This window comes from Streptomyces sp. NPDC048623, assembly GCF_040650755.1.
GTDB lineage: Bacteria > Actinomycetota > Actinomycetes > Streptomycetales > Streptomycetaceae > Streptomyces.
The window spans coordinates 148883-163333 of the sequence record NZ_JBEZHV010000001.1 but is presented as its reverse complement, the minus strand read 5'-3'; the positions used below and the strand labels follow the sequence as shown (position 1 = coordinate 163333).

The 14451-nt window shown below is 72.5% G+C and carries 16 protein-coding genes and 2 pseudogenes; 10 read left to right on the top strand and 8 right to left on the bottom strand.

Annotated features, from left to right (window positions below; translation table 11 throughout):
• Window positions 1–27: 27 nt before the first annotated feature.
• Window positions 28–297, bottom strand: a complete 270-nt coding sequence (locus tag AB0C73_RS00815) for a DUF4031 domain-containing protein (RefSeq protein ID WP_362523089.1) — start codon at window positions 295–297, stop codon at window positions 28–30.
• Window positions 294–650, bottom strand: a complete 357-nt coding sequence (locus AB0C73_RS00810; protein ID WP_362523087.1) for a hypothetical protein — start codon at window positions 648–650, stop codon at window positions 294–296. The genes AB0C73_RS00815 and AB0C73_RS00810 overlap by 4 nt, the downstream gene beginning before the upstream one ends.
• Window positions 651–713: 63 nt before the next feature.
• On the opposite strand from AB0C73_RS00810, the gene AB0C73_RS00805 reads away from it, so the two are divergent.
• The 3 genes from AB0C73_RS00805 to AB0C73_RS00795 all read left to right on the top strand — a co-directional run bounded on the left by AB0C73_RS00805 (window position 714) and on the right by AB0C73_RS00795 (window position 4359).
• On the top strand, window positions 714–1730 hold the full coding sequence (locus AB0C73_RS00805; protein WP_362523085.1) for a MurR/RpiR family transcriptional regulator: 1017 nt from the start codon (window positions 714–716) through the stop codon (window positions 1728–1730).
• A 95-nt stretch (window positions 1731–1825) separates the two neighbouring features.
• Window positions 1826–2779, top strand: a complete 954-nt coding sequence (murQ, locus tag AB0C73_RS00800; protein WP_362523083.1) for an N-acetylmuramic acid 6-phosphate etherase — start codon at window positions 1826–1828, stop codon at window positions 2777–2779.
• Between the two features lie 47 nt (window positions 2780–2826).
• On the top strand, window positions 2827–4359 hold the full coding sequence (locus AB0C73_RS00795) for a PTS transporter subunit EIIC (RefSeq protein WP_362523081.1): 1533 nt from the start codon (window positions 2827–2829) through the stop codon (window positions 4357–4359).
• On the opposite strand, the gene AB0C73_RS00790 is transcribed toward AB0C73_RS00795, so the two are convergent.
• The 3 genes from AB0C73_RS00790 to AB0C73_RS00780 form a co-directional block, all read right to left on the bottom strand.
• Window positions 4356–5864, bottom strand: a complete 1509-nt coding sequence (locus tag AB0C73_RS00790) for an alpha/beta hydrolase (protein ID WP_362523079.1) — start codon at window positions 5862–5864, stop codon at window positions 4356–4358. The two genes, AB0C73_RS00795 and AB0C73_RS00790, sit on opposite strands and share 4 nt — an antisense overlap.
• Before the next feature lie 230 nt (window positions 5865–6094).
• Window positions 6095–6313, bottom strand: coding sequence for a hypothetical protein (locus AB0C73_RS00785; RefSeq protein WP_362523889.1), 219 nt, complete (start codon window positions 6311–6313; stop codon window positions 6095–6097).
• Complete coding sequence (locus AB0C73_RS00780; RefSeq protein ID WP_362523077.1) at window positions 6310–6513, bottom strand: hypothetical protein; 204 nt, start codon at window positions 6511–6513, stop codon at window positions 6310–6312. Before AB0C73_RS00780 ends, AB0C73_RS00785 begins: the two co-directional genes overlap by 4 nt.
• A gap of 131 nt (window positions 6514–6644) precedes the next feature.
• Between AB0C73_RS00780 and AB0C73_RS00775 the strand changes: the two genes are divergently transcribed.
• Window positions 6645–7490 (top strand): helix-turn-helix transcriptional regulator, encoded by an 846-nt coding sequence (locus tag AB0C73_RS00775; protein ID WP_362523075.1) that lies wholly within the window; start codon window positions 6645–6647, stop codon window positions 7488–7490.
• Window positions 7471–7731 carry a DUF397 domain-containing protein gene (locus AB0C73_RS00770; protein ID WP_362523073.1) on the top strand — a complete coding sequence of 87 codons (261 nt, stop codon included), beginning with the start codon at window positions 7471–7473 and terminating at the stop codon, window positions 7729–7731. Before AB0C73_RS00775 ends, AB0C73_RS00770 begins: the two co-directional genes overlap by 20 nt.
• Window positions 7732–8142: 411 nt before the next feature.
• Here AB0C73_RS00770 and AB0C73_RS00765 read toward each other — a convergent pair whose 3' ends face one another.
• Window positions 8143–8520 (bottom strand): MerR family transcriptional regulator, encoded by a 378-nt coding sequence (locus AB0C73_RS00765; RefSeq protein WP_362523071.1) that lies wholly within the window; start codon window positions 8518–8520, stop codon window positions 8143–8145.
• Window positions 8521–8576: 56 nt separating this feature from the next.
• On the opposite strand from AB0C73_RS00765, the pseudogene AB0C73_RS00760 reads away from it, so the two are divergent.
• The 3 genes and pseudogenes from AB0C73_RS00760 to AB0C73_RS00750 all read left to right on the top strand — a co-directional run.
• Window positions 8577–8951 (top strand): annotated as a pseudogene (locus tag AB0C73_RS00760) (hypothetical protein); the annotation flags it as partial.
• 222 nt (window positions 8952–9173) lie between these two features.
• Window positions 9174–9920 (top strand): class I SAM-dependent methyltransferase, encoded by a 747-nt coding sequence (locus AB0C73_RS00755; protein WP_362523840.1) that lies wholly within the window; start codon window positions 9174–9176, stop codon window positions 9918–9920.
• Between the two features lie 71 nt (window positions 9921–9991).
• On the top strand, window positions 9992–12163 hold the full coding sequence (locus AB0C73_RS00750; protein WP_362523839.1) for a LamG-like jellyroll fold domain-containing protein: 2172 nt from the start codon (window positions 9992–9994) through the stop codon (window positions 12161–12163).
• An 18-nt stretch (window positions 12164–12181) separates the two neighbouring features.
• Here AB0C73_RS00750 and AB0C73_RS00745 read toward each other — a convergent pair.
• Window positions 12182–12310: pseudogene (locus tag AB0C73_RS00745) on the bottom strand (VOC family protein); the annotation flags it as partial.
• Window positions 12311–12386: 76 nt separating this feature from the next.
• On the opposite strand from AB0C73_RS00745, the gene AB0C73_RS00740 reads away from it, so the two are divergent.
• Together AB0C73_RS00740 and AB0C73_RS00735 are read left to right on the top strand one after the other, a co-directional pair.
• Entirely contained in the window at window positions 12387–13187 is an 801-nt protein-coding gene (locus AB0C73_RS00740) for an alpha/beta hydrolase (RefSeq protein ID WP_362523069.1), read from the top strand.
• A 54-nt stretch (window positions 13188–13241) separates the two neighbouring features.
• Window positions 13242–13571, top strand: coding sequence for a deoxyxylulose-5-phosphate synthase (locus AB0C73_RS00735; protein ID WP_362523067.1), 330 nt, complete (start codon window positions 13242–13244; stop codon window positions 13569–13571).
• Window position 13572: 1 nt separating this feature from the next.
• Here the strand turns inward: AB0C73_RS00735 and AB0C73_RS00730 are convergent, their stop codons facing one another.
• Complete coding sequence (locus tag AB0C73_RS00730; RefSeq protein WP_362523066.1) at window positions 13573–14124, bottom strand: peptidoglycan-binding protein; 552 nt, start codon at window positions 14122–14124, stop codon at window positions 13573–13575.
• Window positions 14125–14451: the final 327 nt, after the last annotated feature.

The following is a 14451-nucleotide window of genomic DNA, read 5'->3' as shown; positions in this document are numbered from 1 at the left end:
CGGACGGCGCGTCAGACGGACGAACCGTCAGGCGACCGGGCGGCCCTTCGGGCGGCGCAGTCCCGCCTCGGTGAGGCGTCGCAGCAGCTCCTTCGAGCCGACCTCCACCGCGCCGGCCTCGACCGCCGAGGCGTAGTAGTCGGAGGGGACGTCGTAGTGGTCGCGCTCGAATGCGCGGGGCGGGCAGCCGATGGCGGCGGCGAAGGTGTGCAGCTCGTCGAAGGAGACGTCGCTGACCAGGTGGGACCACATGCGCCCGTGGCCCGGCCAGGTGGGCGGGTCGATGTAGAGGGTCACGTCAGGCCGCCGACCGGGGCGACCACCACTCCCTGCTTGCCGCAGACCCAGTGCGGGTCCGGGCCCATCTCCGGTTCGACGTCGAGGGCGTGCGGGTCGCCCGAGGAGCAGACCGGGCAGAGCGGCCAGCGGCCGTACCGTTCGAGGAGGGCGTCCTGGACGTCCTGGGCGACGAGCCCGGCCACGTACGCCTGACCCTCCGGCCACTGCTCGACCCACCAGCGGCGGTGGGCGACGGACTCCTCGACCATCGAGACGACCTCGGCCATGGCGACCTCGCGGGCCGCCAGATCGGCGAGGACCCGGGCACGGGCGGCATGGAGACTCTGCTCCAGGGGGTCGATGTCGTCCATGTTCACATTGTCGCCCTTGTTGGAGGTCTTGACGCTCCTCCACCCCGAAAATATCTTTCACGTGTGACCAATGACGTGAAGGAAAGTTTCACCGGCGCGGGTGCGGGCACAGGTGCGGGCATGGCCACGGGGTCCGCCCCGGCCGGTCGGCCGGGCGCCCCGGCGGTGCCCGCCCCGGCGACGGCCGGTCCGGCGACGGCCCCGCCCGCCCCCGCCGCGCTCGCGGCGAAGGTACGGACCCTCGCGCCCTCCATGACCCGCTCCATGCAGCGGGTCGCCGAGGCCGTCGCCGGGGACCCGGCCGGCTGCGCCGCCCTCACCGTCACCGGCCTGGCCGAACTCACCGGCACCAGCGAGGCGACCGTCGTCCGCACCGCGCGCCTGCTCGGCTACCCCGGCTACCGCGACCTGCGGCTCGCCCTCGCCGGCCTCGCCGCCCAGCAGCAGTCCGGCCGCGCGCCCTCCGTCACCGCCGACATCGCGGTGGACGACCCGGTCGCCGACGTGGTCGCCAAGCTCGCGTACGACGAGCAGCAGACCCTCGCCGACACCGCCGCCGGACTCGACACCGTCCAGCTCGGCGCCGCCGTCGCCGCGCTCGCCGCCGCCCGCCGCATCGACATCTACGGCATCGGCGCGTCCGGCCTCGTCGCCCAGGACCTCGGCCAGAAGCTGCTCCGCATCGGCCTGATCGCCCATGCCCACAGCGACCCGCACCTCGCCGTCACCAACGCCGTACAGCTGCGCTCCGGCGACGTCGCCATCGCGATCACCCACTCGGGCTCGACCGGCGACGTCATAGAACCCCTCCGCGTCGCCTTCGACCACGGCGCGACGACGGTCGCCATCACCGGCCGCCCGGACGGCCCGGTGGCGCAGTACGCCGACCACATACTCACCACCTCCACCGCCCGCGAGAGCGAGCTGAGACCCGCGGCGATGTCGTCCCGCACCAGCCAACTCCTGGTGGTGGACTGCCTGTTCACCTGCGTGACGCAGCGTACGTACGAGACGGCGGCCCCGGCCCTCGCGGCCTCGTACGAGGCCCTGGCGCACCGCCACACCCCGCGCAACCGCTGACCGCGCCGACCGCTGACCGCTGACCGCTGACCGCTGACCGCAGACCGTTCACCCATCTGCCGACCGCTGACCGCCGACCGCTGAAAAGAGCGCCCGTGTCCGCCACCTACCCCGGCTCCGCCTCCGACTCCGACTCCGATTACTCGGAACTGCGCGCCCAGCTCGCCACCCTCACCACCGAGGCCTTCCGCCCCGAGCTCGCCGACATCGACCGGCTGCCCACCGCCGAGCTCGCCGCGCTGATGAACCGCGAGGACCAGACCGTCCCCGCCGCCGTGGCCCGGCAGCTCCCGGCCATCGCGGCCGCGATCGACGCCACGGCGGAGCGGATGGGCCGCGGCGGACGCCTGATCTACCTGGGTGCCGGGACCGCCGGGCGGCTCGGCGTGCTCGACGCCAGCGAATGCCCGCCGACCTTCAACACCGACCCGTCCGAGGTCGTCGGCCTGATCGCGGGCGGCCCGTCCGCCATGGTCAAGGCAGTGGAGGGCGCGGAGGACTCGAAGGAACTCGCCGTCGAGGACCTGACCGCGCTCGGGCTCACGTCCGACGACACCGTGGTCGGCGTCTCCGCCTCCGGCCGCACCCCGTACGCCATCGGCGCCGTCGAGCACGCCCGCGCGCTCGGCGCGCTCACCATCGGCCTGTCCTGCAACGCGGACAGCGCGCTCGCCGCGGCCGCGGAACACGGCATCGAGGTCGTGACCGGACCCGAACTCCTCACCGGCTCCACCCGGTTGAAGGCGGGCACGGCGCAGAAGCTGGTCCTGAACATGATCTCGACGATCACGATGATCCGGCTCGGCAAGACGTACGGAAACCTCATGGTCGACGTCCGCGCCTCCAACGACAAGCTCCAGGCCCGCTCGCGCCGCATCGTCGCGCTGGCCACCGGCGCGCCGGACGAGCAGATCGAGACGGCGCTCGCCGCGGCCGACGGCGAGGTGAAGACCGCGATCCTGATGATCCTCGCTGACATCGATGCCAAGGCCGCCGAACAGCGCCTTTCGGACTCCCGCGGCCACCTGCGCGCGGCCCTGCACGCGTAACCCCCTCACACGGCAAGGCACCACCACACAGCGAGGCACCACCCTCTATGAGCACAGACGACAAGAACCGCGCCGTCGCCGCCGCGATCCTCCCCCTCGTCGGCGGCGCGGGGAACATCGACTCCGTGGCCCACTGCATGACCCGCCTGCGCCTCGGCCTGCGGGACCGCTCGCTCGTCCAGGACGAGGCCCTGAGGGCCCTGCCCGCCGTCCTGGGGGTGGTGGAGGACGACACGTACCAGATCGTCCTCGGCCCGGGAACGGTCGCGAGGGTGACGCCGGAGTTCGAGGCCCTGGTGGCGGAGGCGGGGGCGGAAGCGGGGACGGAAGCGAGGGCGGCCCCTCAGCCCGCCCACACCGCGGAGGAGCTGGCGGACCGGGGCGCGGCGCTCAAAGCGGCGCGGAAGGCGAGGAACGCCACCCCCCTCAAGCTCTTCCTCCGCCGGATCGCGAACATCTTCGTCCCGCTGATCCCCGCCCTCATCGGCTGCGGCATCATCGCCGGCCTCAACGGCCTGCTGATCAACCTGGGTTGGCTGCCGGGCGTGACCCCGGCGCTCGCGGCCATCGCGAGCGGCTTCATGGCGCTGATCGCGGTGTTCGTCGGCTTCAACACGGCCAAGGAGTTCGGCGGCACGCCGATCCTGGGCGGCGCGGTGGCGTCGATCATCGTCTTCGCGGGCGTCGCGAAGATCGAGGTCTTCGGCCAGCCCCTCTCCCCCGGCCAGGGCGGTGTGCTCGGCGCGCTGGGCGCGGCGGTCCTCGCCGTGTACGTGGAGAAGTGGTGCCGCCGCTGGGTCCCTGAGGCCCTCGACGTCCTGGTCACCCCGACCCTGACCGTACTGATCTCCGGTCTGGTCACGGTCTTCGGCCTGATGTACGCGGCGGGCGAGGTCTCGCGGGCGATCGGCGACTTCGCGAACTGGCTCCTGGCGCACGCGGGCGCGGGCGCGGGCTTCGTCCTCGGCGGCCTGTTCCTGCCGCTGGTGATGCTCGGCCTGCACCAGGCCCTGATCCCGATCCACACGACCCTGATCGAGCAGCAGGGCTACACCGTGCTCCTCCCGATCCTGGCGATGGCGGGCGCGGGCCAGGTGGGCGCGGCGATGGCCGTCTACCTGCGGCTCCCCCGCAACGGCTCCATCCGCCGCACCATCAGGTCCGCCCTCCCGGCCGGTTTCCTCGGCGTCGGCGAACCCCTCATCTACGGCGTCTCCCTCCCCCTGGGCCGCCCCTTCGTCACCGCCTGCGTCGGCGGCGCCTTCGGCGGCGGCTTCGTCGGCCTCTTCAGCATGCTCGGCACCCAGGTCGGCTCGACCGCGATCGGCCCGTCCGGCTGGGCCCTCTTCCCGCTCCTCGACGGTGACAAGGGCCTGGGCGAGACGGTCGCGATCTACGCGGGCGGGCTGCTCGTCGGCTATCTGGCCGGCTTCGTGGCGACGTACTTCTTCGGCTTCAGCAAGGAGATGCTGGCGGAGTTCAACGTGGAGACGGAGAAGGAGACGGAGACGGCGGCGGAGCAGGCGGCCCCGGTCGCCGGCCGGAAGCCGGAGCCGGATCCGGCGCCCGCGAAGGTCTAGCAGGTCACATCGGCGGCCGGACGCTCACCCGTCAACAGGAAGCGGGTGACCGTCCGGTCGCCGCAGGCATTGCCGTTGGACAGGTACATGCCGTGGCCACCGCGGTCGACGGAGACCAGGCGGGCGCGGTCGCCGAGCGCCTCGCGCATCTTGAGGCCCGCGGAGTGAGGGGTGTTGGGGTCGCGGAGGCCCTGGATCATCAGGATGTTGGAAGGCCCGTCGGAGGTGAGGCGGGTGGGCGGCTCGACCGGGGAGTCGTTCCCGGCCTCCTTCCAGAAGGAGCAGGGCGTGATGTTGACCGGCATGCCCGCCGTCAGCGGGTGGGCGGCGCGGTCGGCGGCGACGGCGCGGCGGATGGCGGGGAGCGAGCCGCGCCAGCGCACGTCGTTGCAGATCACGCCGACCGTGACGGTCGCGTCCTCGTCGGGCAGCGGCCCGGCGAGCATCGGCGGCAGGACGGGGACGCCGTCCGGGTCGGCGGCCTGTTCGACCAGGCGGGCGAAGTCGGCGAAGGCGCCGTCGGTGGTGAGGGCGTTCTGCAGGGCCTGGAGCAGGACGGTGCCGGTCAGCGGCACGCCAGGGGTGGTCGAGGGCTTCGGCGCGCGGTCGAGGCGGGCCGCGAGGCCGAGGATCAGCGGACGTACGTCCTCGGGCCGGTCGGCGAGCCGCAGACCGCCGTCGCCCACCCGGCCCCGGTCCGGGTGCGCGGCCCAGGCGGCGAAGTCCGGGAAGCGGTCGTCGACGCCGCGCGCCATGTCGCGCAGCCAGCCCTGGGCGACGGTGGCGGGGTTCGGGTCGGCGCTGCTGTCGAGGACGATCCGGTCGGTGCGGCGCGGGAACTTCTGCGCGTACTGAGCGGTGACGTAGGTGCCGTACGAGTTGGCCCACGCCGAGATCCGGCGCTCGCCGAGCGCCTGCCGCAGCCGGTCCATGTCCCGCACCTGGTTCGCGGTGGTGAGGCTGCGCAGCACGGCCCCGCCGTTGCGCGCGCAGGCCTCGGCCACGCGCCGCGAACGCTCGGCGTTCCCGTCGACCGAGCCGTCGGCGGCGGGCCAGCTGCGCAGGGTCACCAGATACCGGTCCGCCGCGTCGAGCCCGCAGTACGCCCTGACGCTGCCGCCGACCCCGCGCGGGTCGAAGGTCACCAGGTCGTACGCCCCGCCCAACTGCCCCTTCAGCGCCGCCCCCTTCGCGGTCAGCCGCTGCACCCCGGAACTCCCGGGCCCGCCCGCCACCACCAGCAGCGCGCCACGCCGCGCGCCTGGCCCAGCGGCGCGGATCCGGGACACGGCAAGGCCGACCTGCGGACCGCCCGGATCGGCGTAGTCGAGCGGCACCCGCAACGTCGCACACTCCTGCCCGAGCCCGGCGGGCCCGCAGGCACTCCAGGCGAGGGCGGGGGCGGGGGCGGGGGCGGGGGCGGGGGCGGGGGCGCTGGGGGCCTGAACGGGGGCCGCGAGGGCGAGAGCCAGGGAGGTAGCTGCGATTCCTGCGTAAGTCGTCATGCGAGAAGCCTCGTTGACGGAGCATCACTTCCCCATCCGGCGACCACCCGGTTACGGGGTGGGGCCAGCCCCCGCCGGCCTGGACCCGCCCCCCACACACACAGAGGCGCGGCTACGCGGGTCCCCCCGCGCAGGCCCGCCCTACACTCCGCCCCGGGCTCGGCGTACGACCCCCACCTGACCCGCGCGGGCCAGGACCCGGAGCTCCTCGCCCCGCCGCCAGGTGCCGCTCAAGGCAGCCGCGCCTCCCGATTGAGCGCCCGCACCCGCGCCCTCAGTACCTCGCCCGGCGGCGCGGGCGCCAGCGCCTCGGGCGGGCAGTCCCACTCCCGCCCGCCGCCGGGCGGCCGCAGTTGGAGGCATGGCCCCTCGTGCCCCATGACCTGCCCGATCCGCCCGTCGCGGGTGTCGATGACGTACGTGCCGAGGACGTACGTGCCGGGCGTCACCGGCCGCCCTCCGGCGCGAGGGCGACGACGAGCCGCTGCGCCGTGTCGAGGTTGCAGCGCCCGAGCTCGATGAGCGGCTGGGCGAGAGCGCCGCCGGTCGCGGACAGGGTGACGGGGTCGATGCCGAGGGAGGGAAGGGTGATGCCGTGGGCGGCGAGCCCCGCCTTGAGTCGGGCGACGACGTCCTGGACGGGCTGCACGGGCGAAGTGGGCATTGTACGGGCCTTTCCACTCTGTGTATCGATTTCGCTTACGGAGAGTGTCGGCCGGGTGCATCCTGGGGAACAGTGACTTCGCCCCAACAACCCCAGATGCCCAAGCGGGAGTTGATATGGCTGATGCCAGGAAGAAGAAGGACCCGTCGCTCTCCCCCAGGGCGATAATCGGCGCGGAACTGCGCCACGCGCGCGAGCGCAAGGGCATGAGCCAGGAGGCCCTGGGCGAACTGGTCTTCGTGAGCGGCTCGTACGTGGGCCAGATGGAGGCGGGCACGCGCCGCATCCGGCCGGAGATGGCGGTCCAACTGGACGAGGTGTTGGGTACGGGCGGCTTCTTCGAGCGCAACTGCAAGGCGGCGAACAAGTCGAAGTACCCGGACCACTTCGCGGAGGCGGCGGAGGCGGAAGCCGAGGCGACGGGGATCAAGGAGTTCGCCCCGCTGCTGATCCCGGGCCTGCTCCAGACCCCGGCGTACGCGAGGGAGGTCTTCCGCGCGTACCAGCCGACGGCGACGGAGGACGAGATCGACGACCTCATGTCGGCGCGACTGGAACGCGGCCGACTGCTCGACGATCCAACAAAGCCGTGGTTGTGGGTGGTACTGGGCGAGGCGGTGCTGCGACAGGCGGTCGGAGGCCCGGGGGTGATGGCGGAGGCGTTGCGGCACATCGGAGGGCTGGTCAGGCGGCACAGAGCGATCGTGCAGGTGCTGCCGTTCGCGGCGGGGGCGTACGGCGGGATGGAAGGCTCGCTGAAGCTGATGTCCTTCGAGGACGCCCCACCCCTGGCGTACCTCCAGGGCCTGGGCACAGGGCGACTTGAGGACGACCCGGCCACGGTCGCCCAGCACACCCTCACCTACGATCTGCTCGGGGCCGTCGCGCTGTCCCCGCGTGAGTCCCTGGCCCTGATCGAGTCCGTGGCAGAGGATTACGCCCATGAAGATCGAGATCTCTGAGTACGACCTGAGCACGGCCGTGTGGGTCAAGTCCAGCTTCAGCGGCGGCAGCGGTGGCGACTGCGTCGAGGTCGCCACCTGGCGCAAGTCCTCGTACAGCGACGGCAGCGGCGGCAACTGCCTCGAAGTATCCTGCTCCCACCCCGGCCTCGTCCCCGTCCGCGACTCCAAGGTCCCGAACGGAGCGAAGCTCGTGTTCCGCACCGGCGCCTGGTCCGTCTTCGTGGACGCCCTGAAGTAGGGCACCGTACGGCCGCCCTCTTTCCGAGAGTCGCACCCTCCACCGCCGCGTCAAGGGCGCCTTCGGCGTCGCAAGCGATGGGCTTCGCCCACCCTTGACCCGGCGGCTCCGGGTGCGTGAAAACTCTCGGAGGGCGGCCCGGGGGCCCGGCCACGCGGAACGGTCCGGGCAGCCATCCCCGCCGTGGGCGGGCGGCGGGTCGGTGGGTGGGGGCTCGGTTCGTGGTCGGGGCCGGTGGGGCCGTATCCGCCATACCCCGCTGATGGCGGCCCGTGGGCGCGCGTCGTCAGGCATGGCGAGCCCGTCGCCCGCCCATGGTGTTCCCCAAATTACTTGACCCGATGCAACTGTTGAGGCAACCGCCCACCCGACCCTGTGCCCCATCGACGGCGGCCGCGAAGGGGCCACTGGTCACGGCCGCCCGCTGCTCACCCCGTCGATCCGTTGCAGCGGGCAGCCGGCCTCCACCCGCTCCACCAACTCAGCCCGCACATCCCTGAGTTCTGCCATCCGCTGGTCGATGACCTGGATCTTCTCCGCGAACAGCGCGGACAGGGCCGCGGCGGAGTCATCCGTCTCGCGCAGTTCCTCGCCCGCCCGGCGGATCTCGGCGAGGGTGAAACCGAGGGCCTGGGCGGTGCGCACGTACTGGAGCCAGGGCACGGTCTCGGGCGGGAAGTCGCGGTAGCCGTTGGGGCGGCGCTGACCGGTGACGAGGCCGACCTTCTCGTAGAAGCGGATGGTGTCACGTGCCATGCCGGTCGCGGCGGCGAGTTCGCCGATGAGCATGTGTCTCCTCAAGGGACTTGACCTTGGAGTGCGGTCCACTGTTTAGCGTCGCGGACATGGACACTTCTTCCCGCTCCTACGCGCGTCTCGTCCGTGCCAGCGCGTGGTACGACCTCGTCGTCACCGCCGGCTTCGTCACCCCCTGGACGTACACCCTCGTCCACAACGCGCTCGCTCTCGGCCCGCTGCCACCCGCGAACGCTCCGCTCCTCCTGCTGTACGCGAACCTCATGGGCTCCGTCGTCGTGGTCTGGTCCCTGCTCCGCATCGTCCGTCCCCTGCCGGTGCACGGCCTGTACGACGGGGCGGCGCGGGTCCTCTTCGCGACCTGGCAGGCGTACGCGCTGGCGCACGGCGCGTCGGCGGTGGTGTGGCTGTTCCTCGTCGTCGAGGTGGCGTTCGGGGTGGCACAACTCGCCCCGTGGACACGGCCCCATCCCGGTCAAGAAACCCTCCCCGGCTCCGCCCAGAACACCCCTCCCACGGCCCCCGGTGCCGCCACCACCCCACCGCCCCCACCCCCGCCACCCGAGGGCTCCAGCACCCCCGCGCCCGCCCCTCCCCCGGCCGCTCAGGCCCTCCAGGCACCGCCCCTGACCTGGGCTTTCGCCGCTCCCTCCCCTACCGTTTCCCTGACACGGAAGGGGACCCGCATGGACCGCTCGACCCGTACCTCCGACGACGTACTCCGTCTCCTCGACGGCCTGTTCAGCGCAGACACCGACAAGTGGCAGGGCTTCTACGACGACCGGACACGGCCCGTCCCGTTCTTCGTCGACAAGCCGGACGAGAGCCTGGTCGGGTACGTGGAAGCCGGGCTGGTGCCGGCGGGCGGGCGGGTGCTCGATCTGGGCTGCGGGCCGGGGCGGAACGCCCGCTATCTCGCCGAGCGCGGCTTCGCGGTCGACGCGGTGGACCTGTCGGCGGGCGCCCTGACGTGGGCGCGGGAGCGGGCGGCGGCGTCCGGCCTGGAGATCCGTTTCCTGCACGGCGACGCCTTCACGACGCCGGACCTCGTGAACGGCCCGTACGACCTGATCCACGACTCCGGCTGCTTCCACCACCTGCCGCCGCACCGCCGCGTCACGTACCTCGACTTCCTCACCCGCCATCTCGCCCCCGGCGGCCACCTCTCCCTCACCTGCTTCGCCGCCGGCCCCGGCGGCATGGGCTCCGAGCTCCCCGACGCCGCCTTCTACCGCGACGCCTCCCTCCACGGCGGCCTCGCCTACACCGCCGACGCCCTGCGCACCCTGTTCGCGGTCTATGAAGAGCGCGACCTCCGCCGCATGTGCGACGAGCCCGCCGCCTCCCCGCGCTTCGGCGAGTCCTTCCTCTGGAGCGGCCTCTTCCGCCGCCCCCTCGAAAACTCGATCGGCGGTGTCGGTTCCCCCTGTTAGCCTCCTGCCGCTCGGGCTGTCACCAGGCGTGCCCGAGCACCACAGGGGAGGGAACCAAACACGTGTCAGCCATGAGAAGAAGAAGCGGCGCCAGAGCCGCGGTGCTCGGCAGCTGCCTGGCCGCCGTCGTGGGGGCGGGGGTGGCCGTGCCGGGGACGGCGTACGCGGTGGACAACCTGCCGCCGAAGCAGCCGCTCGTGCAGGACCTGCAGAACAACTTCAAGCCGTGCGCGACCGGCGACGAACCGCTCTACGTTCCGCAGCCGCCGGTCCTGTCCGCCCTGCTGTCCGACCCGGTCGAGGACGACCGGGTCGGCTACCAGGAGCTGGTGTCCGGCGAGTTCGAGATCTGGTGGACGGACGCGGCCGGCACCGAACAGCGCCGCTCGTTCACGACGTACCAGCAGCGCAACGACCGGATCCACCGCATCACCGCGCCCTCCGACATCCCCGCGAACACCGTCATCTCCTGGCGCGTTCGCGCCAACGACGGCACCCTGAACGGCCCTTGGAGCTCCGACGCCCCGAGTGGCGCGGCCTGCCGCTTCATCTACGACAACGAGAGCCCCACGGCTCCGGTGATCAGCTCGCCCGAGTTCCCCGCGGAGACGTGGTGGGGCGCCGGGGTCGGCACGTACGGCACCTTCACCCTGGACTCCGCCTCGCCCGACGTCGTGGAGTACCGCTACAGCCTCCCCGACGGCCCGTACGAGGTCCCGCTCCGCCCGGCCGAGCCCGGCGGACCGGCCACGTTCCGCTTCGCCCCGCTGAGCAACGCACCGCAGCGCGTCGAGGCGTATGCCATCGACCGTTCGGGGCGCAGGAGCTCGCCCAAGACCTACTTCTTCTACCCGAAGGCGGCGAGCGCGCCCGTCTCCGAGTGGAAGCTCGCCGACGCCGCCGGTTCCACCACCGCCGTCGCCGAGACGGGCACGCCGGCGCAGGCGGGCAGCGGTGTCAGCTTCGGCGGCCCGGTGCCCTCGGGCACCTCGCTGGCCTCCACCGCCACCCTTGACGGCAGCAGCCACGCCTACCTGACCACGGCCACCCCGGCGGTCGCCACCGGCGCCGGCAAGACCTTCGCCGTCGGCGCCTGGGTCCGCCCGGCCGCGACCGGTGAGTCGATGACCGTGGCAAGCCAGGACACCGCCGGGGGCAGCGCCGCGTACGCCCTGGGGCTCGACGTCCCGGAGGGCGGTGCCGCCGCGTGGTCCTTCGGCATCGGTGACACCAAGGTCTCGGGCGGCGCGCCGGAGGCCGGCGAGTGGGCGTACCTGCTCGGGCTCTACGACACCGAGACGGGCTACGCCCAGCTCTTCGTCAACGGCCACGAGGTCGGTACGAAGGTCAAGGCCGCGCCTGCGGCCACGGCCGAGGACAGCGCGTTCCACATCGGCCGGGTCCTCACGAAGACCGGCTACAAGCACCGCTGGCACGGCGAGATCGGCGACGTACGGACCTACGACCGGCTCGTGGTCCCGTCGGAGGTGTCCGCGCTCGCCCTGCGCAAGGGCAAGCTGCTCGCACACTGGTCCTTCAGCACCGCGGCCGACGGCAGCACGCCCGAGAAGAACGGCGGCGCGCCGCTGAAGCTCGCGCCCGGTGCATCGATCTACCGGTCCACGAGCAACGACTGCATCCCCGACATCGACCCCGACTGCGTCTACCAGCCGCCGGCGCTTCGTGGTGACGGCAACCTGAAGCTCGACGGCGAGTCCGGCCACGCCGCCCTCGACGGTCCGCTGGTGGACACGAGCGACAGCTTCACGCTCGGTGTCGTCGCCCGCGTCCAGGACGCCGACGCGACCCGGCCGATGACGGTGCTGTCGCAGGCCGGTGAGCACACCGACGCGTTCAAGCTGCGCTACGACCCGGCGACGTACGCCTGGCAGCTGGTCGTGCCGGAGAGGGACGAGGCGGGCGCACCCGAGAAGGTCCTCGCCCAGGTCGTCGGCCCGGCCGGCAACAGCGGCACGGGCGCCGATCTGGTCGTCGTGTACGACGACGCCACCGACACCGTCAAGCTGTACGCCGACGGCTACACGAACGACGGGGCGACCGCCCACCTCCCCAACGGCTGGAAGAGCAACGGCCCGTTCCAGGTGGGCCGCGGCCGCACCGCCGACGGCTGGGGCGAGTACTTCAAGGGCGACGTCGACGAGGTCGAGGCCTTCTCCGGCGCGCTCCAGGAGAAGGAGATCCCGTTCCTGGGCCAGGAGCAGGACCCCTGCCTCTGCTGGTGACCCGCACCCGCTGAGCGGTCAGCCCACCGCCCGCGCCCTGCGCGGGCACTGGCAGAACGGGTGACCGGCCGGATCCGCGAGCACGAGAAACCGCTCCGGATCCGGCTGGTACTCCGGCCGGTTCGCGCCGAGATCCAGGAACCGGGCCTCCGCCCCTTCACAAAATCCGAGATGCCGTCCTAACCTCTACCTCGAAACGAGATACATCGAATCGAGGTAGCCAATGTCCACCACGCCCTCCGCCCCGCTCTCCTACGGTGAACTCCCCGACCAGGTCGCCGACCTGTTCCTGCCCTCCCAGGCCGACGCACACCCCGTGCCCCTGGTGCTGCTGTTCCACGGCGGGTACTGGCGGGCCGAACACGACCGGATGCATATCGAGCCCTTCGCCCGGGCCCTGGTGCGGGACACGGGGTACGCGGTCGCCAGCGTCGAGTACCGCCGCGTGGGCGCCGGCGGCGGCTGGCCGACCACCCTCACCGACACCGCCCGGGCCGTCGACCGGCTGCCGCAGCTCGCGGCCGAGGCGTCGCCGGGCCGGATCGACCCGACGCGCGTCGCGTACGCCGGCCACTCCGCCGGCGGGCACCTCGCCCTCTGGGCCGCCACCCGGCACCGCCTGCCCGCCGGCGCCCCCGGCCGCACGGACACCCCGCCCCCGATCCGCGGCGTCCTCGCCCTGGCGCCCACCGCCGACCTCGCCTTCATCGACGAACTGGGCAGCGGCCAGGGCGCGGTCGCGGCCTTCCTCGGGGGCGGACGCGCCGAGGTCCCGGACCGCTACGCCGCCGCCGACCCGGCGGCCCTCGGAGCCCCCGCCGGCCACACGGTCCTCGTCCACGGCACCGCCGACAAGGCGCTGCCCCTCACGATGATCCGCCGCTACGCGGACACGACCGGAGCGACCCTCCACCCCGTACCCGACGGCGGCCACTTCGACGTCGTCGACCCGGCCTCCGCCGCCTGGCCCGTGGTCCTCTCCGCGCTGCGGACGATCGTCGGCACGGCCCCCCGCGACGCCTGACACCGCGCCGAATTCGCCGGCAGCCCGGCCGCCCCGGGACCTACGCTGCCGGGCATGGGCCACGCGAAGACCTCGTACGTATGCCTCCCGTGCCGGGCCTCGTACAAGCAGCCGTACGACTCCTGGCGCGAGCGGCGCTGTCCGCGCTGCGCGCGCGTGATGATCCACGCGGGCTCGGCGTTCGCGCCGCCCAAGCGCCGGGACCGGGACGCCTGGCGCGCCCTGTCCGTCGTCCTCAACGCGGGCATCAGCTTCCACAAATCCTGCTGCGGCGGCCCCGGCTGGCGCCCCCGCACCCTCCGCGAGGTCAAGGAACGCACGGCATACGCCCGCCGCACCGGCGAGCCGATGGCGCGGGCGCTGCTGCGCTACGAGCTGCCCTGACTCACAGCTTGAAGCAGGACCGGTAGTCGTAACCCGCGTTCCGCCACTGGCCGGTGTAGTCCTGGAACGCGTAGATGCCGTTCTCGTCACGGATCATGGCGAAGTCATGCCAGACGCCGTCGTAGACCAGCTCCAGCTTCTGGCCGTCGGCCAGACCGCCGGACACCCACTTGATATTGGCGTCCGCCCTGCTGAAGGTGTCCTTGCCGACCGCCCCGTCGGCGGGCACCAGATGGCGGTCCCCCTGCCAGCGCCCGGTGAAGTACTGCGTGGTGGACCCGAAGTACCCGTCCACCTCGGTGTCGTTGATATAGCTGTCTGCCCAAAGGATCTTCTGCCAGAGGCAGGTGGCGTTGGACGCCGCGTGCTGGGAGACGGACAGCACGCCCTCGTCGCCCCAGTCGTCCCAGTAGTCGTAGCCACCGGCGATGTAGGGAAGGCCGCTGTAGTCACCGGCGGCGGCCGCCGGGGTGGTGCCCATGGCCAGCACAGTGGCGGCCAGCGCCCCCACCAGGCCTGCGCCCAGCTTGAAACGCGTCAGGTTGCGCTTCACGAGTCCTCCAAGAGATATACGTCGAACCAGGTCGGGACTGTAACCCTGCCGGGCCAGGCGGTCTTGGACGAAACCGTGCGGCCCGGCCGGGCCGCATGACGCCACCCACCCGGCGACGAGCTCCGCGCCCTGCCCGTGGACCGTCCGCGGCTTCCGGGCAAGTGGCCTCTTGCCACGCCCCGTTGACGTGTGTCTAAGGTGAACATCGCGCGCATGGGTGGGACCTAGACCACCCCACCCCGGCGCGTGTGTCACTCATGTCATCACGTCGTACGGCGGCCGGGGGAACGGTGCCGCGCTGACGCCTGCGTATCGGAGCCGCCTCTC